The organism is Pediococcus argentinicus, from assembly GCF_001437605.1.
GTDB lineage: Bacteria > Bacillota > Bacilli > Lactobacillales > Lactobacillaceae > Pediococcus > Pediococcus argentinicus.
The window spans coordinates 1-24,051 of sequence record NZ_JQCQ01000025.1 but is presented as its reverse complement, the minus strand read 5'-3'; the positions used below and the strand labels follow the sequence as shown (position 1 = coordinate 24,051).

Annotated in this window: 28 protein-coding genes and 1 pseudogene; 17 read left to right on the top strand and 12 right to left on the bottom strand. The window is 37.1% G+C overall.

Going from position 1 to position 24,051, the window contains the following annotated elements:
• Nucleotides 1-48: 48 nt before the first annotated feature.
• Together IV88_RS06575 and IV88_RS06570 are read right to left on the bottom strand one after the other, a co-directional pair.
• Entirely contained in the window at nucleotides 49-825 is a 777-nt protein-coding gene (locus IV88_RS06575) for an ABC transporter permease (protein WP_057799972.1), read from the bottom strand.
• Between the two features lie 21 nt (nucleotides 826-846).
• On the bottom strand, nucleotides 847-1,782 hold the full coding sequence (locus IV88_RS06570) for an ATP-binding cassette domain-containing protein (protein ID WP_057799971.1): 936 nt from the start codon (nucleotides 1,780-1,782) through the stop codon (nucleotides 847-849).
• 162 nt (nucleotides 1,783-1,944) lie between these two features.
• Between IV88_RS06570 and IV88_RS06565 the strand changes: the two genes are divergently transcribed.
• The 3 genes from IV88_RS06565 to IV88_RS06555 all read left to right on the top strand — a co-directional run bounded on the left by IV88_RS06565 (nucleotide 1,945) and on the right by IV88_RS06555 (nucleotide 4,166).
• Nucleotides 1,945-2,493 carry a MarR family winged helix-turn-helix transcriptional regulator gene (locus IV88_RS06565; protein WP_057799969.1) on the top strand — a complete coding sequence of 183 codons (549 nt, stop codon included), beginning with the start codon at nucleotides 1,945-1,947 and terminating at the stop codon, nucleotides 2,491-2,493.
• Between the two features lie 34 nt (nucleotides 2,494-2,527).
• Nucleotides 2,528-3,121 carry a TMEM175 family protein gene (locus IV88_RS06560; RefSeq protein WP_057799967.1) on the top strand — a complete coding sequence of 198 codons (594 nt, stop codon included), beginning with the start codon at nucleotides 2,528-2,530 and terminating at the stop codon, nucleotides 3,119-3,121.
• A gap of 76 nt (nucleotides 3,122-3,197) precedes the next feature.
• A complete protein-coding gene (locus IV88_RS06555; protein WP_057799965.1) occupies nucleotides 3,198-4,166 on the top strand; it encodes a S66 family peptidase in 969 nt (322 codons plus the stop codon).
• 589 nt (nucleotides 4,167-4,755) lie between these two features.
• Here the strand turns inward: IV88_RS06555 and IV88_RS06550 are convergent.
• Entirely contained in the window at nucleotides 4,756-5,313 is a 558-nt protein-coding gene (locus IV88_RS06550; protein WP_147165263.1) for a hypothetical protein, read from the bottom strand.
• Between the two features lie 90 nt (nucleotides 5,314-5,403).
• Between IV88_RS06550 and IV88_RS06545 the strand changes: the two genes are divergently transcribed.
• The 3 genes from IV88_RS06545 to msrA all read left to right on the top strand — a co-directional run bounded on the left by IV88_RS06545 (nucleotide 5,404) and on the right by msrA (nucleotide 7,838).
• Nucleotides 5,404-6,048 (top strand): Crp/Fnr family transcriptional regulator, encoded by a 645-nt coding sequence (locus IV88_RS06545; protein ID WP_057799961.1) that lies wholly within the window; start codon nucleotides 5,404-5,406, stop codon nucleotides 6,046-6,048.
• A gap of 72 nt (nucleotides 6,049-6,120) precedes the next feature.
• Entirely contained in the window at nucleotides 6,121-6,984 is an 864-nt protein-coding gene (locus tag IV88_RS06540; protein WP_057799959.1) for an alpha/beta hydrolase, read from the top strand.
• A gap of 26 nt (nucleotides 6,985-7,010) precedes the next feature.
• Nucleotides 7,011-7,838, top strand: a complete 828-nt coding sequence (msrA, locus tag IV88_RS06535) for a peptide-methionine (S)-S-oxide reductase MsrA (protein WP_057799957.1) — start codon at nucleotides 7,011-7,013, stop codon at nucleotides 7,836-7,838.
• A 56-nt stretch (nucleotides 7,839-7,894) separates the two neighbouring features.
• Here msrA and IV88_RS06530 read toward each other — a convergent pair whose 3' ends face one another.
• A complete protein-coding gene (locus IV88_RS06530) occupies nucleotides 7,895-9,688 on the bottom strand; it encodes a glycerophosphoryl diester phosphodiesterase membrane domain-containing protein (RefSeq protein ID WP_057799954.1) in 1,794 nt (597 codons plus the stop codon).
• 85 nt (nucleotides 9,689-9,773) lie between these two features.
• Nucleotides 9,774-10,493 (bottom strand): DUF1361 domain-containing protein, encoded by a 720-nt coding sequence (locus IV88_RS06525; protein WP_057799953.1) that lies wholly within the window; start codon nucleotides 10,491-10,493, stop codon nucleotides 9,774-9,776.
• Between the two features lie 157 nt (nucleotides 10,494-10,650).
• Between IV88_RS06525 and rbsR the strand changes: the two genes are divergently transcribed.
• The 6 genes and pseudogenes from rbsR (at nucleotide 10,651) to IV88_RS06500 (ending at nucleotide 14,380) form a co-directional block, all read left to right on the top strand.
• Nucleotides 10,651-11,646 (top strand): ribose utilization transcriptional repressor RbsR, encoded by a 996-nt coding sequence (gene rbsR, locus IV88_RS06520; RefSeq protein ID WP_057799951.1) that lies wholly within the window; start codon nucleotides 10,651-10,653, stop codon nucleotides 11,644-11,646.
• Nucleotides 11,647-11,733: 87 nt separating this feature from the next.
• Nucleotides 11,734-12,648: a ribokinase gene (rbsK, locus tag IV88_RS06515; RefSeq protein ID WP_057799949.1), complete on the top strand. Its 915-nt coding sequence runs from the start codon at nucleotides 11,734-11,736 to the stop codon at nucleotides 12,646-12,648.
• A 2-nt stretch (nucleotides 12,649-12,650) separates the two neighbouring features.
• The gene (gene rbsD / locus IV88_RS06510; RefSeq protein WP_057799947.1) at nucleotides 12,651-13,046 is read left to right on the top strand and encodes a D-ribose pyranase; all 396 of its coding nucleotides are present in this window, start codon (nucleotides 12,651-12,653) and stop codon (nucleotides 13,044-13,046) included.
• Between the two features lie 27 nt (nucleotides 13,047-13,073).
• A pseudogene (locus tag IV88_RS09455) lies at nucleotides 13,074-13,620 on the top strand (GRP family sugar transporter); the annotation flags it as partial.
• 1 nt (nucleotide 13,621) lies between these two features.
• Nucleotides 13,622-13,957 (top strand): GRP family sugar transporter (locus IV88_RS09450; RefSeq protein WP_236698613.1); only part of this gene is annotated, 336 nt, incomplete at its 5' end.
• Nucleotides 13,958-13,987: 30 nt separating this feature from the next.
• On the top strand, nucleotides 13,988-14,380 hold the full coding sequence (locus IV88_RS06500) for a DUF1398 family protein (protein ID WP_057799944.1): 393 nt from the start codon (nucleotides 13,988-13,990) through the stop codon (nucleotides 14,378-14,380).
• Between the two features lie 126 nt (nucleotides 14,381-14,506).
• On the opposite strand, the gene IV88_RS06495 is transcribed toward IV88_RS06500, so the two are convergent.
• Complete coding sequence (locus IV88_RS06495; RefSeq protein ID WP_083486861.1) at nucleotides 14,507-14,791, bottom strand: winged helix-turn-helix transcriptional regulator; 285 nt, start codon at nucleotides 14,789-14,791, stop codon at nucleotides 14,507-14,509.
• Nucleotides 14,792-14,913: 122 nt separating this feature from the next.
• On the opposite strand from IV88_RS06495, the gene IV88_RS06490 reads away from it, so the two are divergent.
• Nucleotides 14,914-15,417 (top strand): lactoylglutathione lyase family protein, encoded by a 504-nt coding sequence (locus tag IV88_RS06490; RefSeq protein WP_057799942.1) that lies wholly within the window; start codon nucleotides 14,914-14,916, stop codon nucleotides 15,415-15,417.
• Here IV88_RS06490 and IV88_RS06485 read toward each other — a convergent pair.
• On the bottom strand, nucleotides 15,414-16,280 hold the full coding sequence (locus IV88_RS06485) for a LysR family transcriptional regulator (protein WP_057799940.1): 867 nt from the start codon (nucleotides 16,278-16,280) through the stop codon (nucleotides 15,414-15,416). The two genes, IV88_RS06490 and IV88_RS06485, sit on opposite strands and share 4 nt — an antisense overlap.
• A 103-nt stretch (nucleotides 16,281-16,383) precedes the next feature.
• On the opposite strand from IV88_RS06485, the gene IV88_RS06480 reads away from it, so the two are divergent.
• Entirely contained in the window at nucleotides 16,384-17,400 is a 1,017-nt protein-coding gene (locus tag IV88_RS06480) for a YeiH family protein (RefSeq protein WP_057799938.1), read from the top strand.
• A gap of 42 nt (nucleotides 17,401-17,442) precedes the next feature.
• The gene (locus tag IV88_RS06475) at nucleotides 17,443-17,934 is read left to right on the top strand and encodes a hypothetical protein (RefSeq protein WP_057799936.1); all 492 of its coding nucleotides are present in this window, start codon (nucleotides 17,443-17,445) and stop codon (nucleotides 17,932-17,934) included.
• Nucleotides 17,935-17,989: 55 nt separating this feature from the next.
• Here IV88_RS06475 and IV88_RS09365 read toward each other — a convergent pair whose 3' ends face one another.
• Nucleotides 17,990-18,166 carry a hypothetical protein gene (locus IV88_RS09365; RefSeq protein ID WP_168388202.1) on the bottom strand — a complete coding sequence of 59 codons (177 nt, stop codon included), beginning with the start codon at nucleotides 18,164-18,166 and terminating at the stop codon, nucleotides 17,990-17,992.
• Nucleotides 18,166-18,852 (bottom strand): NAD(P)H-dependent oxidoreductase, encoded by a 687-nt coding sequence (locus IV88_RS06470; RefSeq protein WP_057799934.1) that lies wholly within the window; start codon nucleotides 18,850-18,852, stop codon nucleotides 18,166-18,168. The genes IV88_RS09365 and IV88_RS06470 overlap by 1 nt, the downstream gene beginning before the upstream one ends.
• Nucleotides 18,853-19,008: 156 nt before the next feature.
• Here IV88_RS06470 and IV88_RS06465 point away from each other — a divergent pair, with 156 nt between their 5' ends.
• Together IV88_RS06465 and IV88_RS06460 are read left to right on the top strand one after the other, a co-directional pair.
• Complete coding sequence (locus IV88_RS06465) at nucleotides 19,009-19,968, top strand: S41 family peptidase (RefSeq protein ID WP_057799932.1); 960 nt, start codon at nucleotides 19,009-19,011, stop codon at nucleotides 19,966-19,968.
• A gap of 73 nt (nucleotides 19,969-20,041) precedes the next feature.
• Nucleotides 20,042-20,854 carry a Cof-type HAD-IIB family hydrolase gene (locus tag IV88_RS06460; RefSeq protein WP_057799930.1) on the top strand — a complete coding sequence of 271 codons (813 nt, stop codon included), beginning with the start codon at nucleotides 20,042-20,044 and terminating at the stop codon, nucleotides 20,852-20,854.
• 34 nt (nucleotides 20,855-20,888) lie between these two features.
• On the opposite strand, the gene IV88_RS06455 is transcribed toward IV88_RS06460, so the two are convergent.
• The 3 genes from IV88_RS06455 to IV88_RS06445 are packed head-to-tail and all read right to left on the bottom strand — an operon-like array spanning nucleotide 20,889 to nucleotide 24,018.
• Nucleotides 20,889-21,725, bottom strand: a complete 837-nt coding sequence (locus tag IV88_RS06455) for an energy-coupling factor transporter transmembrane component T family protein (RefSeq protein ID WP_057799928.1) — start codon at nucleotides 21,723-21,725, stop codon at nucleotides 20,889-20,891.
• A complete protein-coding gene (locus IV88_RS06450; protein WP_057799926.1) occupies nucleotides 21,718-23,430 on the bottom strand; it encodes an ABC transporter ATP-binding protein in 1,713 nt (570 codons plus the stop codon). The genes IV88_RS06455 and IV88_RS06450 overlap by 8 nt, the downstream gene beginning before the upstream one ends.
• 27 nt (nucleotides 23,431-23,457) lie before the next feature.
• On the bottom strand, nucleotides 23,458-24,018 hold the full coding sequence (locus IV88_RS06445; protein WP_057799924.1) for an ECF-type riboflavin transporter substrate-binding protein: 561 nt from the start codon (nucleotides 24,016-24,018) through the stop codon (nucleotides 23,458-23,460).
• Nucleotides 24,019-24,051 lie beyond the last annotated feature (33 nt).

Here is a 24,051-nt window from a genome sequence, read left to right as displayed (position 1 = left end):
TTTGTCCAATATCAGGGGGTCAGTTCAGTAACATGTTTTTATTTTGAATTAGTTTTTACGGTTATATGCCCATACAGTTAATGGAGCGAAGACAATTACGATACCAATACTAATAACCAACACTAACCATGCTTCATTATTCCAAACACCGCTATTCATCATGCCGGTAATTGCTTTAATGACATAAGTGATGGGGTTTGCATTAGCGACAGTTTGTAACCAGTCTGGGAGAGTTTTGATTGGGATGAAGGCATTTGATAAGAAAGATAGAACCATCATGGCCATCATTGAAAAACTTTGAACCAAGGTAGCTGATTTAGCCATTAATCCTAGAAGAGCAAAGACCCAACTGATAGCCCAACTACTGAAGATAGCTAGAACGGCTGCGCCAAGGTCCCACCAGATGTTAGCACTAGAACGCCAACCCATTAGGTAACCAGTTAAAAATGAAACAGCAGTTGCAATCACTAAACGAAGAACGTCAGCAAATAGTTGGCCAGCAAGTGGTGCAATGTGTGCCATTGGAAGAGATTTGAAACGGTCGAACACACCTGAATCTAAATCTTCACGGATTTGTGCACCGGAACCGGATGCAGCCGATAGGAGTGTTTGCATTAAAACACCAGGAACAATGATTGGTAGATATGCTTTAACACCACCAGCAATGGCTCCACCGAATAGATAGCCAAACATAACCATAAACATAACTGGTTGAATGATAACATCCATAAAGCGATCTGGATTATGAATTGTTTTTAGTAAATTACGGTATGCCATAGTGGCAGTATTTGTGATGACATTACCTTTTTGAGTACGAATTTCCATAATAAAAATACCTCTTTTTAATTAATTTTTACCAACTGTTAGTGCAAAGAATACATCGTCCATAGAAGGTTCTTTAACCGAAATATTAGCGATATTGATGTTCTTTTCTTTCAGACGATTTAAAATGCTGACAACTTGGTTGGTGTCTTCCAAAGGAGCTTGAAGTTCTTCGCCATAGACTTGAGCATCTGTACCAAGAGTGTGCTTAAGTAATGATTTAGCTTCCTCAACTTGATCAGATTTTTCTAAAGTGAGTGATAATGCTGAGCCACCAATATCAGCTTTTAGTTCGGCAGGAGTACCCATTTTGATGAGCTTTCCATGATCAATAACGGCCACGCGGTCAGCTAGTTCATCAGCTTCTTCTAAGTATTGGGTAGTTAAAACGATTGTTGATCCTTTAGCTACTAAGTCGCGGATGGTATCCCACATTTGGTTTCTGGTTCTTGGATCAAGACCTGTAGTAGGTTCATCTAAAAAGATTAATGGTGGTTGGGTAATTAAACTAATGGCTAAGTCCAATCGACGACGCATTCCACCAGAAAAGTTTGAAATAGCTTTGTCAGCGGAATTAACTAGTGAAAATTCTTCTAGGAGGTCATTAGTGCGTTGCTTAGATTCTGAACGTGATAGTCCATTTAAGCGTGAGAAAATCATCAGGTTTTCTCGAGCTGAAATATCTTCATCAACCGATGCATATTGCCCAGTTAAGCCAAACATGGAACGTACTAAACGACTGTCTTCATTGACGTCATGTCCGAATATTTTTACGCTACCACTAGTAGATTTTAGAAGTGTAGTTATCATGCGAAGAGTAGTTGTCTTACCAGCACCATTAGGACCTAACAAACCAAAAACTTCACCTTTCTTAACGTTTAACGAAATATCATCAACGGCATTTTTCTTGCCAAATGTTTTAGTTAAATGTGATACTTCAATTGCAAATTCTTCACTCATTTTTGTAACCTCTTTTGTTTTAAAATTAATCAGGGCTACCTGACGAAAATATATGATAAGGGTACCTGATGGTTTTGTCAACACTTTTATTCAGGGTACCTGATTTATTTTGCGAAAATTTGATATAATATACTTATAAATTAAGTTATGGAGGGGTTAGTGATGGTTTCTTCAATTGAAAGACAAGAATTAGCTGACCGGTTGGCTGAATTTGGGATGGTTGAGCATATTGCCGATGATGTTTTACATCGATCACATCATGACCGAGGCGTTGAACATCGTCTTATGTTTCAAGGACAAGGCAAAATTCTACTGGCCTTATCGCATGAGAACGGTTTGTCACAAAAAGAATTATCAACGCGACTGAACTTAACGCCTCAGTCGACGGCGGAGTTCATTGGTAAGTTATCACGAAAACACTTTATTTCAAAAGAACGATCCGAAGTTGATAAGCGCGTTTATATTGTTAAGTTAACCGATGAGGGACGAGAAGAAGTTCAAAAAATGGCAGGATCTGCGCCGGAGTTTTTAAACGTATTGAATGATGAGGAGATAAAACAATTCACGCATATATTGGGTAAGTTAACTGGTGCTTTAAGAGATGAAATCGAGAATGCGGATCCAAGTTGGACCAAACGATTACATCAAATGTTACTGACGTTTGTGACGAATCGTGAGCATTACGGTGAGAATCATTCACACCGACGCTAGTATTTTTAAAATTGATTAAAAGAGATGATTTTTAATGAATAAAGGGCGTGTTGAAGCGTTCATTGACGCTATTATTGCAATTGTACTGACTGTGTTAATTTTGGAAATTAAGGTTCCTGATCGACCAAGTTTAACGGCATTTTTCGGTGAATGGAGAATGGCATTTTCATATTTAATGACGTTTATCTTAGTGATGTTTAGTTGGTATGTTCAACACGAAGTATTTGTGCTAATTAAACGCGTTAAGTTAGGCGGATTTATTGGAATATGTATCTGGTTATTTATTTTATCGTTCTTGCCACTGACAACAGCGTTTGAAGGTCGTTTTCCATCATATTGGGGAGCTGATCTTATCTATCTAGCAATGAACTGGATTTGGCTAATTTCAGCCCGTTTGATGGGATACTTGTTAATCAGAGATAATCCGGATGCTAAAGGATTGAGCAGCCTTTCTACGAGGCAAGGCGGAGTTTTCATGCTAGTGGCTAATACAGTGTGGTGTTTCTTTGCTGCAGCGTTGGCTTTCTATATGCCATTCTTAGGTATTTTGACACCAATTGTAACTGTGATTATTCAAGTGATATCTAATTACTTACATCGTAATCAAATTAAAGCAGCTAACAGCTAATCTAATTTAAGATTAGCTGTTTTTGATTATTAAAATTGTGTTAGAATTACTCTAATAATTAAATTGGAGGTTGCTTATGATAATTCCCAAAAGGCTCCAACCAGGCGATGAAATACGGGTGATTGCACCCAGTGATAGTTTACAAAGAGTGGGTGGCTATGATGCTAATTTGCCTGCTAAAGAAAAATTAGAAAAAATGGGCTTTAAAGTTACTTTTGGTGCACATGTTAATGATGTCGATGTAGTTGACTCAAGTCCGATTCCAGGACGAGTGGCTGATTTACATGATGCTTTTCGTGATCCAAATGTTAAAGGTATTTTGACAGTAATTGGTGGTTATACTTCAAATGAGTTATTACCGTATATCGATTTTGACTTGATTAAAGCTAATCCTAAGATTATCTGCGGATTTTCTGATTTTACTTCATTAGCAAATGCGATTACAGCTAAGACGGGACTAGTTACATATTACGGGCCGGCATTTGCCACGTTAAAAATGATGGGTGAGTTAGGTGATTATCAGGACGAATACTGGCATAAAGCAGTTCATGAAACGGGTGAGATTACTTTAAGTCCATCGGAACATTGGTCGAGTGATGCGTGGTTTGATCCAACAGTGACTATCAAGAAACATCTTAATGACTGGACGGTATACAATTCTGGGGTTGTGAGCGGTGTGACGGTTGGTGGTAATTTAAACACGTTGTATTTATTACAAGGAACAGAATTTCAACCTCAATTGGATGACCGAGTGTTATTAGTCGAGTTTTCAGATGATGCTGATTATCTAGATTTCTCACGTAACCTTGCTTCACTTTTACAAATTGCTAAGCACCCTAAAGCGTTATTGATTGGACGTTTTGCGGAACAGGTTGGGATGAGTGAAGAAATTCTAAGATATACTCTGGATAAGTTCCCAATCTTGAAAGAAATTCCAGTCATCTACAACGTAAACTTTGGACATACTCCACCAATCTTTACGATTCCACTTGGTCAAGAAGTGACTGTTGATACTGACAAAAAGACTTTCACTTTTAAAAACTGATTTAAAAAGACCTCAACTACGTAAAATAGTTGGGGTCTTTAATTCTTTCTAGTGGCGCCTAAGCCAGTTAATACCAAGTGTAATTCCTAGCACGATTAGAATAATAACGATTAGTGCAAATCCATAAAAAATAAAATCACCAATATATAAACCGTCCATAATAAACTCCCCTAATGTGAATTATTACTCTATAGTACCGTGACTAAACAACTTCCACAATGACAAATAATTCTCTTTTTAAATGCGAGAAAGCGGGTCAGAGATTTTCGAAAGCTCAGGTATAATTAAAAAGTTGCCTTACCGATCTTAGTAATAAACGTACAACGGATTGGAGGTGAGGCAATTGTTTATTAGTGCAGTTCTTTCACTTTTGGTAGCTTTGATAAGTACTTGGTTCGGGTATTGGCTGAATAACCGACATAAAAAGTGAAAATAAGGCAATAATCAGCCCACCCGCTAAAATAATAGTGTAAAAAAAGACCCCAACTACTTGCGATAGTTGGGGTCTTGGTGTGACAATTGTTTATTAGTTTGTACATGTATTATAACATGCTAAAAACAGAGCTGCTATATCTCACTTGAATTAATTTTAAGCTTTTTCAATCTTACCAACCGCAATTGGTAATGTTACATGAGCGTCATAAGGTCCTACTTCACCAGCAACAGATCCAGGTAGGTTAACGTCAGTTGGAATACCGTGAATATAAACCACACGTTTATCTAACTCAAGGTTGCTATCGCTGAATGCTTTTTTGAAGTTTTCTTCAAGTTGATCCAATGGAACAACTCGCGTATATGAAAAGTCACCATTAGCATCAGAAACAGGGTATTCATCGTTTGGAATATCCATTTTGGCTGGTTCATCATTGAATGGAACCATGGTTGTTCCAGACACTGGTTCTGTTTCTGGCAAGTCTACAAAACCATCACCATTTTGGTCTTGATCCATAGTAGCAATTTCAGCTTGATGTCCATCTGGGAAGCCATGGAAATGTTCCCAGTGCTGAATGTTAGCAGGTGTATCATGCATTTCAATATTAATAGTTAGTTGATTATCATCAATTTCAAAGGTTGCGGTACCGTGAGCCTTGTGACCAATCTTTTCTGCGTTAAGTGGAACAATGTTTGCTTTAAATTTTGTCATTATAAAACTCCTCCTTTTATTTGATTCCAACATTATTGTATACTCTTTCATAGAAAATATAATTGATATATATCAAGAAAAAGGTGACTTTTTATGAAACATGATCCATTTCAATGTGTGGAAGCTGCACCAATTTTTCATAATTTATCTAAAAAGGCAATTACTGAATTAACCAAAATATCGGTTCACCAACAACTGTACCCCAAGGGCACTATGTTATATGAGCCTGAAGTGCCGTTGGATAGAATGCTAATTGTGGATCAAGGACGGGTGAAGGTCTTTCAGTTATCCCAAACTGGACAAGAAAAAATTATATATTTTATTGATCAGGGTTCAATGGATAGCGAAGCGGCATTGTTCACTCAACAATCGCATTTTAATTATGCCGAAGCAATGGAAGATACATTAGTGTGCTCAATTGGTAGATCTGATTTTCAGGCGCTATTAAAAGAAGAGCCCTCAATCGCCATCGCTATGTTAAATGTGCTAGGTGATCGTCTGACTAGACTTGAAGCACTTAATTCATACACAAGTACTTTAACTTCAAAGCAACGCCTCCAAAATTACTTAATGGATATTGGAAATAAACGTCATGAACAAAGTTTTGAATTACCAATGAAGAAAAAGGATTTAGCAAATTGGCTAGGAATCACACCTGAAACACTCAGTCGCCAGTTTAAACAACTTCAAAAGGATCAATTAATTAAATTAGAACGAAATCAGGTTACTATTTTGTGAGGAACCTGATTTCCACACTTATTTAATGCAGACTGGTATACTTTAGGCATCAAAATAAATGGGAGTAATAACATGAAGCATAAAGGTCTTTTGATTGGATTAATATTAGTAGTTGTCGCTGCAATTGCTGGCGGAGCTTACTTTGGTATGTCACATCATAAAACGCAAACGAAGTATCAGCAAACCATGGTTCCAACGTTCTTTTTCCATGGCTATGGGAGTAGCTACCATGCTGAACAACAGATGGTGAATGCAGCTAAAGATGCTGGCGTCACAGAAAATGTTATTCGGGCAGATGTTGCTAGGAATGGTGATGTCACGTTTGTGGGTCAGTTAAAGAACAACGCTAAGAATCCAATTGTAATGGTTAATTATATTGATAATAAAAATCCTGATTTTCATACCGATGGTAAATGGGCTAAGAACGTCGTAACTAAATTGCAGGATCAATATCATTTCAGTAAATTCAATATGGTTGGCCATTCGATGGGAAATATGGCGATTATGTTCTATATGCTAGATAACGCTGGCAATGACAAACTACCTAAACTGCAAAAGCAGGTTGATATTGCTGGTCATTTTGCTGGAATCATTGGAATGGATGATAAACCTAACCAACTAAAATTAGATAAAGATGGCAAACCGGAACGCATAAATGCAAGTTACAAAGAGTTGTTACCAATTCGGGATACGTATCCTAAAAATCAAGTTGACGTGATGAATATCTTTGGTGATAAGGATGATGGAACCCATTCAGATGGTGCTGTAAGTAATGCTTCCTCAAAATCTTTGAAGTATCTGATTGGTGATCGTGCTAAGAGTTACGCCGAACATAAAATTGTTGGAGCTAATGCACAACACAGTAAGTTACACGAAAATAAAGAAGTAGATCAATTATTAATTAAGTTCCTCTGGAATCAAGAGAGCAGCAAGTAAGACCACTAGCGATGGGAGGCGGTCGTATGCAAGTTAATCGTGAAGAAATTATGGGCACGGTCTATAACTTAGTTTTAAACCCTGCTACGAGAAAATGGGAGCGAGAACAGCTACAGGATTTTCGAAATAAGGTCGAACAGGGCGCCAATTTGAATGTGGAACTGTCGGATCTAGAATCCAAACTGCGTCCGCTTGCTATACGGGATAATTTAACTCCAGATGTGACCGACTTCTATCGTCAGATTACTGGCACGGAGCCAATGGTGGAAAAATTAGACATAAAGAAACATGACGTTACCGATCCAGCCAACCAAGAACGGGCTGTTTTTGCCGGAGGTTGTTTCTGGTGTATGGTTGAACCATTTGAAACACGGCCTGGGATTATATCGGTTTTATCGGGATATACCGGCGGCCATGTCGATCATCCAACCTATGATCAAGTAATTGGGCAAACGACTGGTCATGTTGAAGCTGTTGAAATTATCTTTGATCGCACAATCGTCAGCTATTCAGATTTAGTTGAACTTTATTGGCAGATTACCGATCCAACTGATGATTTGGGACAGGTAAATGATCGAGGTAATGAATATCGACCAGTTATTTTTGCTCAAAATGCGGAACAAAGAAAGATTGCTGAAGAATCCAAAGTACGTTTAGAGCAATCCGGAAAGTATAAAAACATGATTGTCACGGAGATTCGAGACGCTAGTAAATTCTGGCCTGCTGAAACCTTTCATCAACAGTTCTATAAGAAGAATCCTAAACGGTATAAGCGTTTAGAACGGAGCCGAAATCAGTATTTGAAATGGCAACAACTTCAAGGGAATGTCCGTCAATTATTTAAGAGTAAATGAAAAACCGCTTTAGTAGTGCTTAAACACTGACTAAAACGGTTTTTTATTGGGTCACTTTAATTGTTTTCAGTCACAAAATTCAATAAACGTTGGGTGAAGCTAGGTTTATTGTTAATGTCACGTTCGTTTTGCTGAAGAGTTGATAAGTTGTCGGTAATGATCCCATCAACACCCATGAAGTTCATTTTAGACATATCAGAGTCATCGTTGACGGTCCAAGCATAAACTTGTTTACCCGAAACTTGAGCATTTATTAAGAACGAAGTATTCAAAGTTGAGTACTCCATTGTATAAAAGTCAGCACGACTTTGGGGAACACCAATAAAGTTAAATGGCAAGATATAGCCAACTGTTAGCTTTGGATTAATCTTTTTGAGCGTTTGAACAACGTTGTAATCCAATGTGTGAATTTCGTCGTGATAAGCTAAAATTCGTTTTGAATATTCTTTGTTAAAGCGTTCGACCATTTTTGGATCATCATGTGGAGTCGTCTTTATTTCGATGATTAGGCGTTGCTTTAATTTATGAGCAGTGTTGAAGTAATCATCAAAGCTGGCGACATGTGCTTTAGAGCCGTTTTCACTAGCTGTTAAATCTGTTAATTGCTTTAAAGTTAGCTGGTAAGGGGCTTTATTAACGCCTGTTAGAGCTTTAAGATTTTCATCATGCATAACTACGAATTTATGATCTTTGGTTTCATGGATATCCATTTCGACAAAATTAGGATGTAAACGACTCGTATTTTTTAGTGATGGAATCGTATTTTGAACTCCGTTACCTGCGTTTACTCCACGATGGGAAATGGTGATTGGATCAGAGTTAAAGAATCCATTCAAATAAAGAACGTTGAATCCTAATGCTCCGGCGATTACGAGAACCAAACCAACTCGTGTCAGTACCTTATGTTGTACAGGATTTTCGCCTTTGCGTAAACTCATCAGATTAGCTGCCATAGTGCGGTTAAAGTTAGTGTCATCGGATAGCTCGTTTAACATAACCATAATAGATGCCACACCTAAGCCGATGTTGAGGAATAGCAGTCCAGCTTCAATGATTAATAGGTTAAAAGTAGCGGCAAAGTATGCTACTCCAGTAGGTGCTATACTATCCCACAATGATTGGAATATCACCATTGCAAAGAGTGCAATTGCACTGACAAGGACAGATGATACTACCAACGCAAAGAAGTTGGCAGCAATTTTTACAAATCGCTTGCCGGTTTTATTCCAGCTCTCTGCAATAGCCTTTCGAATCGAAATATGGCTCCCAATCATGAGCGGTAAAACTAAAATGAATCGAATGCCAAGATAAAATGTTACAACGTAGATAGCAATCAAGGTTGTTAGTAATAACGGATTATCGTGGAACACGTAGTCCATGATGAAGCCAGGAATTTTAACTTTGTTGAGCAGTGGGGTTGAGAAACCCATACCGCCAAAAGGTAAAATTAAAATCGTATAAATCAGTAGGAACCAAATTGACTGGACAAAAGTATGGTGAACCCGACTGATCGAAAGCTTCAACAGAGGTCGAATGGTTAAGGTGTTACCAGAGTTGATTTGAAAAATTCCAAGAACAAGAAAAGTGACTTGCCAGTATATAGCCAATAAAATAGCAATCAGAATAATTAAAAAGACGATATCCAAAAATGGTTTAGTCGTTATAACCGAAATTAGATTGGCATTCGATAAATAGGGCACGTTAGCGATTCTCAATGCGATTGATCCCAAGAAAGTAAAAATAGGAATGCAGATTCCAACGATGATAATTTCACTAACAATAAAAAGTCCTAGATAACGGAAAATATTGCGCGTAATCTCTTTATAAAAACCATAGATTAATTTAAGCATAATAAAAGAGCCTCCAAAGGTTTACTACGCTCAGTATACCAAAAGCTGGTGGCTCAAGTGTTGTGTTAACATTCCAAAGTTGATTTTATTTTTTAAAAACATCCAAAAAAGGTGTGAAGAAGGTTAAGAGATAAAATAAACCAAAGAATGCTCCGTATAGAAATGTGAATACAATTCCAGCTACAAGATTAGTCCTTACTTTAAAATGATCAACTAATTTTTTAATAAATGAAGCTGGATGGAGTAAATCCCATGAATAAAATCGAATGTAACGACCCATATAGATTCCGAAGCTCAGTATAAAGAATGAAAGACCTGTAATAAGCCAGAACCAACCGTTAATTAGAGATGAAATGTTGGCTGGGTCCACGATGAAAATAAAGATAAGTTGTAATAATACAATATTGAAGACCATGTTTAACACCCCAGATAGTGATAAGCTGAGAACCGCGATGATGTCATACCAAATTGGAACTTCTTTTTTGTCAACTTCTCGATGGGTTAAATTTAACTCAGTAATTAAATAACCAGAGTTTGGCAAATACAGGAACCAAGCCACGAGTCCGAGAAATAAAAATACATAACTAATTGTTCCTATCCATGATTGACCGGTTACGGCTGAAATCCAGAGTAAGAATAATTCAACGATTAATACACCGACTAGAATAAAAATAGGCGTAATGGAGAGCTTCAAATTGTAAATCATAGGCTTGAATAGTTTTACGCCAAATAATTTAGGACGTGCGATTAAAGTGAAATAAGCAATTAAATTAAAAATAATAGTAACGATAATAGCGGTTAACATAGCAGTGCTCCATTCGTATAAGTTACTATCATTATGCCATAAATGATGAAGTAATTAATCTTTATGATTTATTCAAAAAATAAAAGCGATTGCGTATTAGTCTCAAGTGCCTGATAATTAGTATCAGAAGTAACTTATTTCATGTAGGAGTATCGATATGAAAAACAAAGCTGTCACGATTAAAGATGTGGCTAAACAATCGGGTGTTTCAATTTCGACTGTGTCTCAGATTTTAAATGGTAATAAAGATAAATTTGGCAAAAAAACGGTCGAAAATGTACTTCAAGCAAAAACTGATTTGAAGTATGAACCGGACTATTTTGCACGCCGAATGATAATGAAAAAGAGTAAAACAATCGGAGTGTTAGTGCCAGATATAACCAATCCGTTCTTTAGCGGTGTGATTCGGGGTATTGAAGCGGGATTGTATAAAGAAAACTATGCGACGCTGTTATGTAATGCAGATCTCGACAATCAGAAGGAAAGTGCCTATCTAGAGGAACTGAGTCGACGAGGTGTCGATGGATTTATTATTGCGAGCTCTAATATTTCAAATGAAGCCATTAATAAGACTCTTCAAGCTAAAGATCGACCATTTATTGTGATTGATCAAAAGAAGGCTGAAGGATTTAGCGACGCAGTTTTAACGGATGACTTTCAAGGCGGTACATTAGCAGGACAGCATTTACAAAAATTAGGTCATCGAAAGATCGCAGTTTTAATGCCAAGTAATCCACCAGAGAATGTTAAACAACGTTTCGAAGGATTTAAGGATAATTTTGAATTGAGCGATTTAACAGTTATTGATACTGATTTAACTAAGGAAGCTGGTCAAAAAGCGGTCGAGTCCATTTTGAGAACTTCTGCCACAGCTATTTTTGCGGTGAATGATGAAATTGCTTTTGGTGTCTATCGTGGTTTAGCTGAAGCTGGTAAGACTATTCCAGATGACTATAGCGTTGTGGGATACGATAATGTTGATATGTGTGAATATATGCAACCACAGCTGACAACTATTGCTCAACCGATTTTTGAATTGGGTCAAACGACAGCCGAGTTGTTGTTAGAACGGATTTCCAATTCTGATAAAGAATGGGAAGAAAAACACTTGCCAGTTCAAATGATCGAGCGGAATTCTACTACAATGTTGTAATCGCTTTCATGATATGTTATATTTTGGGTGTTCTATTAAAACGTTTTACCAAATTAAAAATAAACTTAAATTAACGGGGGCAATCTTATGAATACAGTCACAATTATTGGAAGCATTAATTTAGATCGTACGATTCGTGTTAAACAAATGCCAAAACCGGGAGAAACGATGCATACAAAAGAAATCTTCTCTGCTGGTGGTGGTAAAGGTGCTAACCAGGCGGTTGCTGCCCAACGTTCTGAAGCTAAAACAAACTTTATTGGTGCCGTTGGTGATGATGATGCCGGAAAAGTAATGATGGATTTGTTGAAGGATGAAAAAATCAATCTTGATGGTGTTAAAACAATTGAAAATGAATCAACTGGTCAAGCTTATATTGTTGTTGATGATGCTGGTGAAAACCAAATTATGATTCATGCCGGAGCTAATGCCGCATTTGATCCAGACTATGTAGCTCAACAAAAAGCATTGATTGAACAGAGTGATTTTGTGATTGCACAATTTGAAAGCAGTATTGATAGTACAGTGGCCGCATTTAGAATTGCACAAAATGCAGGTGTTAGAACGATTTTGAATCCTGCTCCCGCACTTGATAATGTGCCAGAAGAACTCTTGAAAGTTACAGATATGATTATTCCAAATGAAACGGAAACTGAAACAATTACTGGTGTGCATGTTACTGACGAAGCTAGTATGAAAAAGGCTGCTGAATACTTCCATAATTTGGGAATCAAGGCCGTTATCATAACAATCGGTAGCAAGGGATCATTTAACGATGTTGATGGCGAAAGCGGAATTGTTCCAGCATTTAAGGTTAATGCAGTAGATACGACTTCAGCTGGTGATACTTTTATTGGCGCTATGTCGACGGTTCTTAAAAAGGACTTCAGCAACCTTAAAGAAGCTATTTTATACGGTAACCGTGCTTCATCACTAACGGTTCAAAGATACGGTGCACAACCATCAATTCCATATAAAAAAGAATTGAGCGAGGACAAGTAATTATGAAAAAGACTAAGGTAATTAATTCAGATATTTCACGTGTGATTGCTCAAATGGGCCATTTTGATAAATTGAGTATTGGTGACGCAGGGATGCCTGTTCCAATGACTACTGAAAAAATTGATTTGGCAGTTGATAATGGGATTCCTAGTTTCATGCAAGTTTTAAATAACGTGTTGGAAGAACTAGAAGTTCAACGAATTTATTTAGCGGAAGAGATTAAAACAGAAAATCCAGAAATGCTTAAACAAATTCAAGATCGATTACCAGAGACACCAATTACTTTTATGCCACATGATGATATGAAACAGGATTTGAACAATGTGCATGCATTTATCCGTACTGGTGAAATGACACCATATTCAAATATTATTTTGGAAAGTGGCGTCGTCTTTTAAACCAATTTTGTGGTGGAGGAATAACTTATGAATACTGTAGCAATATTAATCGGATTAGGACCACTAATTGGTTGGGGATTATTTCCAACGATTGCTTCAAAAATCGGTGGTCGTCCGGTTAATCAAATTTTAGGTACAGCACTGGGAACCTTTATCTTCGCGTTGGCAGTTTTCCTATTTAAGGGATTGAGCATGCCAACCGGAATGGACTTAACGTTCGCAATTATTTCAGGAATTGGTTGGGCTAGTGCACAATTGATAACTTTCAGATCATTTACGATGGTTGGCTCATCACGTGCAATGCCGATTACAACTGCTTTTCAGCTTTTAGGAGCTTCATTATGGGGTGTGATTGCACTTGGTAACTGGCCTGGAACCAATGCCAAAATCATTGGTGGATTAGCATTAGTCTTAATTATTGTTGGTGCTAGTATGACGGTTTGGTCAGAACATAAAGATGCTAGTAATTCTAAGAAATTACGAGAAGCTGTTGTCCTATTAGCCATCGGTGAAATTGGTTATTGGGCTTACTCAGCAGCACCTCAAGCAACTCATATCGATGGGATGCACGCGTNTTACCACAAGCAATTGGAATGTTAATTGTCGGTGTTGTTTACTCAATCTTCTTGGCAATTAAAGGTGAGAAACTTGCTTTGGCTGAAGGGGTTTCATACCGTCAGATTTTCTCAGGATTCTTTTTTGCCTTTGCTGCTTTGACTTATTTGATTTCAACACAACCAAATATGAACGGATTGGCAACTGGATTTATCCTTTCACAAACATCGGTTGTTTTAGCCACCTTGACTGGAATTTGGTTCTTAGGTCAGAAGAAAACTCGTCGCGAAATGCAGATTACAGTTCTTGGATTAGTATTGATTCTAGTTGCTGCGACGGTTACAGTTCTAATTTAGAGTTTCACATAGGAAAGTAGGCCTACGAATATGACATTAAACTATCAAGATATTGAAAAAGCTGTTAATTCAGAAGAAGATGCTGGTGGATTTGCAAAATTGATGCAGGATTTTCGTCAGCTCGGAGTTCAAAAATATGATTATTTAGTACAAGAAGGTTTGTATCGTTACTTCGATGCAGATAGTCATGTGGATTTAAAAATGAACGGTGTCCCCAAACAGGTTAATGCGGTTGGTGATGCTACAAAAATTAAGTCAGCTGTTAAACAGGCTCAAGCTGGACAATTCGATTTTGAAAAGTTCTGTGAATTAGCTGGTGAAGCTGGAGTATTAAAATGGACCAGTGATCTAGTTAGTAAGGAAGTAACGTATTATGATTCCAATGACGTTGCCTTACTGATTGAACCGATTCCAGGATTATAAAAAGAGTAAAAATAAGACTGAGAAAAATTAACATTTTCTCAGTCTTTTTGCTTAAAGCTGTTTAAGTTTTTGTTCCAATTTTACTGGCGTACCCATAGCTTGGAGATCTTGTAAATGACCTTCACCTCAGTTACATAATTCCATTAAAACATGTGTTAAAGATTGTCCCTGTTCTGTTAATTCATATTCCACATGGGGTGGAACTTCCGCAAAGACATGGCGACTAATAATGCCATCTTGTTCCAATTGGCGAAGCTGTTCTGAAAGGACTTTTTGTGAGATTTCAGGGATAACTTTTAAGAACTGACCATTTCGATTGATTCCAGTTTGGATATAGCATAATAGAAGTGGCTTCCATTTTCCACTGATAATCTCCATTGTTACTTCAATTCCAATATGATAATTTTTCATAGTTTACTCCTTTAAAATCGCAAAACTAACCTGCTGGTTACTATATCACAAAATAGTGGGGACTTGTTGTTGGAAGCCATCCTCCGTAAGATAGCAATTATCAATTAAGGGGGAATTTTATAATGCAAAATTCAAAACAATATCCAATTAACTTTTCTCATATCGGACTTTCAGTGCCAGATATTCATGCGGCTGTTAAATTCTATTCAGAAGTAATGGGATGGTATACAATCATGGAACCATCAACTGTTAAAGAAGACGATAGTGCAATCGGCGTTATGTCGACAGAAGTCTTTGGTGAAGGCTGGGGTAGCTATAACATTGCCCACATGACAACTGGAGACGGAATCGGAATTGAGATCTTCGAATTTAAAGATAACGTTGATCCAGACAATAACTTCAAATTCTGGGAAACTGGTATTTTTCACTATGGTGTCCAAGATCCTGATATTGAAGGACTAGTTGAAAAGATTAAACAACATGGTGGTAAGCAGCGCATGCCAATCAAAGAGTATTATCCTGGTGAAAAGCCATTTAGGATGGTTTACATGGAAGATCCATTTGGCAATCTAGTAGAGATTTACACACATTCATATGATTTAACCTACTCACAAGGTGCATATTAGAGCTCTTGGGCTAAATCTTGATATTGATTGGCAAAGTAGCTGTCCTTTAAATATACTAGTGAAATATCACGAACTAAGTTTAGACTAGGAAGCTGCAACTGCTTCAGAGATCCAGATTTTAGTTCCATGGCTGAGAGTGATTCGTACATGAAACTGATACCGACGTTTTGTTCAACCAGATTTAAAATACTGGTGGGCTCGTTGATCTCTATGCTTTTTTCAAAATCAGATAGCGAGATATTTTGCGATTGAGCCCAGTCACTAAAGATATCTCGAGTTCCGGAACCATTTTCACGTAAAATTAGAGTTTCATGTAGTAAATCTTGAACATTTAAACTATTACGATCAACTAAGGGGTTTTTAGAGCTTGAAACGGCGATAAAAGCCTCTTTTTTGATAACAATCGAATCATATTTTTGACGATCAAAATTACCTTCCAGTAGTGCAAATTGTAAATCACCCTGATCAATTTTATTCAAAATAGCTGTGGTATTATCGACGCGACATTCAACTTTAGAAAAGTTTTCCTGCAACTGGGCGATTAATCTCGGTGCTAAGGAAATGGCTAGGGAATGAGTAGCACCAAATATAATTTCAGTTGGAGCTTCAGTCGAGCGTAAATCCGTTAATAATTGTTGTTCTTGTACCGACTGACGGTTGATGAAATCGGCGAGTGCTAGTCCTTGTTGTGTAATTGTTAAATTGGGCTGGTGGTATTCGACGAGTTTGATACCTAAGTCATTTTCAAGTGTTTTAATCTGTTGGGAAACGGCTGATTGGGTGACAAACATCAACTCAGCTGTTTTTGTGTATGATTGGGTTTGAACAAGTTTTGTGAAAGCTAAATATCGTTTATCTAACATAGCTCTTCCTTATTAATTTTATTTATAACGTTATTAAAAAGCATAATTATATTTAATATACAGACTTTGATATATTTAAGCTATTGAAATTTGGAGGATGACGATGGAAATTTTTAAACGAAAGCAATTTTATATAGCAGTTTTGATTACTTTGGCTTGTGCAATTTTGGGTAGCTATTTAGCTAATTTTCCCGGACTCAGTATGGTTGGCTCGTTGGTGATCGCACTTATTTTAGGAATGCTGTTACAAGCGGTTCCGGCAGCTAAAAGTGCTGTTAAAAATGATGTGGGTTTCATTTCTAACAAGCTATTACGTTTGGGAATCATTTTATTGGGTTTTAAATTGAATTTAATCACGTTAGCTCATGCAGGAGTTAAGACAATTCTGTTGGCTATGATTGTGGTAACTGGAATGATTACTCTAACTTACTGGGTAGCACGTAAACTGGGTGTTAGCAGTAGTTTAGCCATTCTAACTGCTAGTGGAACTGGGATCTGTGGGGCAGCCGCTGTCATGGGCATTTCACCTCAAATTCAAGTTGGACCTGGTCAAGCGGAAAAGAAGCGTGAAGATGAAGTTCTCGCAATCGCAATTGTTGCCATTTTAGGAACAGTCTTTACCTTGATTGAAATACTGATTAAACCGTTACTACATTTCACACCGACTCAATTTGGTGTGATGGCTGGCGGATCCTTACATGAAATCGCACATGCGGTTGCGGCAGGTAGTTCAGTTGGACCAGTAGGATTGAACGAAGCAATCATTATGAAATTATCACGAGTTCTATTACTTGCCCCTGCTGCGTTGATTATTGGAATCTGGTACCAAAAAGCTCATCCAGTTGAAAGTGGTGCTCGTCAAAAATTACCAATTCCATGGTTTATGGGTGGGTTTATTCTAGCAAGTATTGTAGGGACTTTCTTCTCACTTCCAGCAGGACTAATTACCTTGCTAGTTAAAGCTGCTTATATTTTCCTAGGGATGGCAATGGCTGCTTTAGGACTAAGTGTTAACTTCCGAGTGATTGTCGAACGTGGACACCGTCCATTTTTAGCAGCAACTATGACATCATTTGTCTTGATGCTATTTACAATGACGGTTGCTAAATTTATGTTTTAAGCTATTATTATAACCAATACAGTGTTTTAGGAGATTAGTGCGATGGCTGGTTATGATATGACAATTGAAAAAATGGATAATCCGGATTTTTTAAAGTATATGTCTAAAGAAACGATTGAAATGATCAAGAGTTTTCCAGAAGGGTTGGCGGATACCCATGTACTAGGGATGACAGTTGCTAATAAAAGACGATATCCTAACTTTAGTAAGCGTCCACCGTTGACCATTACAATTCGCCTAGAAAGCTATTGGGATGAAAATAATAATTATCGAATTATTTTAGAAAATGTTTCTAAATTTAAAATTGACGCTGATATTGATGGTAATAGAGCGTATGACGAGAACGACAACGAATTTATTCCCCATAACCAAACAATTGCCGATATCATAGATTTTTATATGGATATTGAAGGTAATACGTTATTACTCAAGTTAAAATCCGAAGGACACGATACGTTTAGATTTAATGTAGGTAAGTTAACAATTACAAAATACAAAAAGACGCTTATTACTCGACTGATTAATAAGCTGTGAAATTCAAAAAAAGCTTTTGCAGAAGATAGAGATGCCTTTTGCAAAAGTTTTTTTGTTACCACTGTCGTGGATTCCACATTCGTCCGTCCAATTCACCTTCTGCTTGTTCAATCCGTTTCTGTTGTTCTAGGGCAGCATTGCCCAAGGCTAGAAAAAATGCTTGTTCTTGATACACATCACTTTTAGAACGAAGTGTTTCAATCTGTTGTTGTAGCCATTCGATATTTTCCATCAGTATGAGTCCTCGTCTTTCTTTGCAAGATCCAGATTCCATTGCAAATCTTCTAATGTATCCTGTTGTTCTTTTAAAAAGTTCATCAGAGTTTCTAGTTCAGTATCATTCGTGTCATCTTGAGTGATTTTTTGTTGAAGTTGCTCAATAAACCAGTTGATTTGACCATTTAAATGCTGAAAATGTGGATTGGATAAGTATTGTTGATAATCCACTAAAAGTTGCTGTTGTTCGTCTGGTTTTAGATATAAAAATTGATAAACTACTAAAGGAGTGAGGTATTTCATATTAGTTTTATTCGCCAGTGCCTCAAATGGTTTAAGAATTTCGGAAATGCTAAAGTTTTCACGCCCGCCAGCTTGGAAATCTTTTTCGGCACTACCGGTAGTGACAACTAGCCCTAGTTCTTTGTTTGAGAATACGTTCTGATTACGTTCAACAAATCCAGATGTCAAAACGTCATCCAACCAAGTTTTTAAAAGACCAGGTGCACTATACCAGTACATCGGAAATTGAAAAATAATTCGATCATTTTTGAGTAGGAGTTGTTGTTCTGAATCAACATTAAAATCCTTACCCAAAACATGATAATCAATATTATTTAAGTTTTCAGTTGCACTTTTGAAAAATTGCTGGGTTGTTGAGCTATCAATCTGTGGATGTGCAACTACTACTAGTGTCTTCATACTAATTCTCCTAGCTTTTCTTATTAATAACATCTTATTACAGAAAATCCAATAGGGATAGTTATTACAACTTTTTCGGAATTTATTAACGTCTTCGTTAACGAAAGGTGTACAATATATTTAACGAGAACGTTAAATGTAGAAAGAAGGATTACTATGAATAGTCGAAAATCTAAGATTATATGGGGAATAATATTTGGATTGGTAGGACTAGCGTTAGTTTTATATGTTGGAATATTGATGTATGTAAATAATCAGATTGCCAATAAGGTAGTTCCACAAGTCCGTTCAACTTTTATTAAAAGGGCTGTATTTGATGATCGGAAACAGTGGATGAAAAAGTATGGTGATTTGAAGGCAGATAAGAAGAATGTAAATAGTGAAGATCTTCTGAATGATATGATCACTGATGCAAACCGTCATGGTAGTCTTGATGATTCGGATGAAGAGACTGTGACTATGCCAGATTCAACTTATCCAGAATCAGTTGATAACATAAAAGGGGTAACTTGGATTAATATGCCAACTTTGGGTACGTATAGTTATAGTAAAGCTCGTTCGTATGCACGAACCATCAGTCATGATATCAAAGAAGCGAAAAATGGCGTAGTGATTGATTTGAGAGATAATCGAGGTGGTCTAGTTGAGCCAATGATTCTTGGAGTAAGTAGTCTTATTCCCGATGGAACGTTGTTCTCAGAAGTTAATAATAAAAATAAAACGTATGATTTTAAATTAAAAGATAAAAGAGTTATCAATGAACTTAGTGAAACTTACACGAGTGATTATCGCAAAGATAGCAAATTGGGTGGTAAACGTCTAAAAATGAAAGTTGCTGTGCTTACCAATGGTGACACGTCCAGTGCAGCTGAAGCTACGTTACTTTCACTTAGAAACTCCAAGAAAGTTAAAGTCTTTGGAACTAATACAGATGGATTAACATCATCCAACACAGATGACTTTTATAGTGGATTTGGATATCAATATGCTGTAGTTTATCCGATCGCTTGGTGGAAAGACAACTCTGGCCATGTATATCATAATCACCCAATAAAGCCAGATGTTAAAACGACTTCTGAAAACTTGCAGCAAAAATTAGATAACTATTTTAAATAAGTCTAGTTGAAATTAGTGTTTCCGCTTACATTTAGTTATACTTAAGATAATAACTAAATTAAGGAGCATAAATATGTCGATTAAATTAATTGCGTTGGATATTGACGAAACGCTACTAACTACTAAACATGAAATAGCAGAATCAACGAAAGTGGCTTTGAAAAAAGCTCATGAACAAGGAATCAAAGTAGTCCTATGTACCGGCCGTCCTTTAGCAGCGGTCACAATGTATTTGGATGAACTTGGACTATCAGGCTCGGATCAGTATGTAGTTACTTATAACGGAGCACTAGTACAAAACTTAGATGGCGAAATTATTGCTCGCAACATTTTAACGAATGCTGAATACCAACAAATTGATCGTTTTGCTGAGCATTATCACGTACAATACAATATCTTAGATGAAGATAGTAAGATTTATACACCAAACGACGATATTAGCTGGTTTACTGTTATTCAGGCGATGGAAAATGAAGCTGGTATTCATGTTCGCCAAGCTAACCAGTTCCCAGATGACTTTGAAATTGCTAAAGCAGTTTTAGTTGGCGATACGAAATTATTGGATTACGCAGAATCTGACCCAGACCATATTCTTGATAAAGATCATTTTTATGTTGTTCGTTCAACGGATAATTTCTTAGAAGTGATGAATAAGAAAGCTAATAAAGGCGCAGGATTGCAGGAACTAGCTGAATACTTGAAATTAAAACCAGATGAACTAATGGCATTTGGTGATGAACGTAACGACTTACCAATGTTTGAGTATGTCGGTACGTCAGTTGGAATGGGTAACGGGTCTGATTATATTAAGGGCCAAGTTAGTTTTGTGACAAAGAGCAACGATGATGACGGAATTGCCTTTGCGTTAAATAAGTTTCTAAAATAAAAAATCTGAGAATTTTCTTCTCAGATTTTTTATTTTATTTAAATGGATTAAAGTATCGACCACTATCAACGATGAATAGTAGTAAACCAAGAATAGTTAAGCCTACAATGATTCCAAGCATCCACCAGTCTTTTTTAGATCCAGGTTTGTTCATATACCAGGTTCTGGTTTTACGTGTTCCAAAACGTCTAAGACGCATGGCACGGCTGACCGTTTCAATTCGGTCTAAAGAATTGAAAATCAATGGAATCAAAATTCGGCTTGATGAGGTTAAACGACGCCATAGATGAGCTTTCTTGGATAACTCCAGACCACGGGCTTGCTGGGATAAACTAATCTGATGAAATTCATATTGCACATCAGGAATGTAACGCAAAGCAATCGCAATTGAATAACTAATTTTATATGGAATCCCAATTCGATTCAAGCTTGCTGCAAATTCTGATGGGTTAGTTGTAAAGAGAAAGACATACACCAACGGAACAGCAAACAAGTATTTTAAAAACATATTGAACAGATAGAAGAGCTCTTCCCAAGTTAAGGCGAAGAAACTGTTACCACCAATGATAACGTGGCGGCTGTGGTACAAAGCACTGCCATAGTTCGGACCAAAGGCATAGATCAAAACTAAGTTTAATAGCGTAAATAAGATAATGGCAATTGTTAGTGTTCGCACTTCTTGCCATTTTATTTTGGCCGAAATGAAGGCTACTACCGAAAGTACACATAATAAAATTAGGTACCAGGTGTTAAAACTAATCATACCGATTAAGGTTAAAAGCACTAAGCCTAAAATTTTAGTTGTACCGTTCAACTGGTGAAAGAAGGTTGATCCAGGATGGTAACCTAGAATATTTGTATCGTTACTCATGGTGGCGAACCTCCTTTTGATAATCTACGAATCCTTGCGCAAAGCGAGCTGGATTCTCTAAATTAGCTAACGTACCAAGACTCTGTAAACTAGTATGAGTTAGCGAAGCAGCCTTCACAACATCATCATTAGTTAAAACGTTGATTGGCAATGTATCAGCAATAATTTCACCGTCACTTAAGGCGACTGCTCGGTCAGCGTATTCCAACATTAAGTACATGTCATGAGTAATGAAAATGGTGGTTAGTTGCTGAGTGCGATTCAATTCTTCTAAAAAGTCCATTATTTCAGAATAGTGAGCTAAATCTTGACCGGCGGTTGGTTCGTCGAGAATCATAACTTCTGGATCTAATACTAGAATTGAGGCAATCGTAACACGTTTCTTTTGGCCAAAACTAAGAGCACGAATGGGCCAATTACGGAAAGGATACAGTCCGGTAACTTTTAATGTGGAAAGAACTTTCTCTTTGATAATTTCTTCATCCAAGCCACGTAAACGCAAGCCTAATGCGACTTCATCAAAAATCATATCTTTGGAAATCATTTGGTTTGGATCTTGTAGGATGTAGCCAATGTGTTCGGCACGTTCTTTGATTGAAAGATCATCCAAATTAGTTCCTGCAAGTTTGATTTCACCCTGATTGGGATGCAAGAATCCAGTAATTAAATTACTGAGAGTTGTCTTGCCCGTACCGTTCTTACCAACAATAGCAACCATCTCACCTTTATTAATAGTGAGATTGAAATTATTGAAAATTGAACGATTTGGATAATTAAACTGAAGATTTCTAATTTCTAGTAGAGGCTCAGCTCCATCCGAATTAGGTTGAATTGGGTGTTCAACGTCCCACTGTAACACGGCAGTTCCATTATCTGGAAGTTCGATCTTTGATAGTTCATCAACCTCAGGCAATTCGGATACTTCAATACCGCAAGCACGAAGAGCAGTTAGATAAAGTGGTTCACGTAATCCGACTTCAGTTAACACACCTGATTTCAAAATTTGATTGGGTGTGTCGTTAGCAATCAATTTACCATCATCAATTAGAAGTAAGCGATCAATTGGACGATGAAGAACTTCTTCAATTCGATGTTCAATGATGATCACCGTTAAATCTTCTTTATGTGATAAATGATCTAATAGTTCAATTGAAGCTTCTCCAGCAGCAGGATCCAAGTTAGCCAATGGTTCGTCCAACAGTAGGATTGGTTCGTCACCAATTAATACTCCAGCTAATGAAACACGTTGTTTTTGACCACCAGAAATATCTTGGGGATGATTTGAAATTATTTCAGCGACATCCAGACGTTTAGCCCAATCACTAACTCGTTGGTGAATCTCCGACTGTGGTTTAGCATCATTTTCTAAAGCAAAAGCAATATCCTCTGCGACAGTTAGACCAACAAATTGAGAATCGGGATCCTGTAGAACGGTTCCAACTTCAAAAGATAATTTAAAAACGTCCAGATCATTAAATGACTGGCCGTTGATAGTTATATTTCCACTTAGTTCGCCCGGATAATCTTCTGGAATCATACCGTTCAGTATTTTTCCAAGCGTTGATTTTCCAGAACCAGAAGGTCCCGCAATGAGGACTTTTTCACCTTTTTGAATAGTGAAGTTAATATCCTTAAGTGTTGGTTCAGTTTGGCTTTCATATTGAAAGTTAACATGTTCAAATTGAATGATTGGTGATTGACTCATATTAAATCCCTTCTGTAAGTGAGGAGTTTATTCTTTCGTTAAACTATTGCGATGAACACGAGTTCTTGAATAGGCAATAAGAAGAGCTGTACCAACTACACCGATTGTAAGGGCGTTGGTGATGGTACCGGTAACTCCTTGGAGAAATACTTTGGTTGCAGGCTGAGAGTAAATAACAATGTCGCCAATTGGAGCAATAATCAACCAAGCAATAATGTTACCTAAAATCTGAACAACATTAAATTGAATAATTTTCTTTGTTGAAATTGGTTCACTTTCAATCTTGAGTAAACGGTGACTGTAGCCCAAGATAGCACCGAAAATTCCATCAGCAATAATCCATGTCCACCAAGGATCACCCCAAGAAAAATCAATAAATAAGTGACCAAATAAAGCTACGAGTCCACCAACCAATGGTCCAAAAATAACAGCAATTAAAGAAAGAACTGCGTATCCAAGGTTGATTGTGGTATTTGGAATACCAGTTGGAATTGGAAGGAAACGACCTAAAACAAAGAAGATTGCGGTTCCGATTCCGATTGCCACAACATTTCGTACTGAAAGTAATTCTGTATTATTTTTCTTCATGAATAGCACTCCTCGTATATTTAAAATATATAT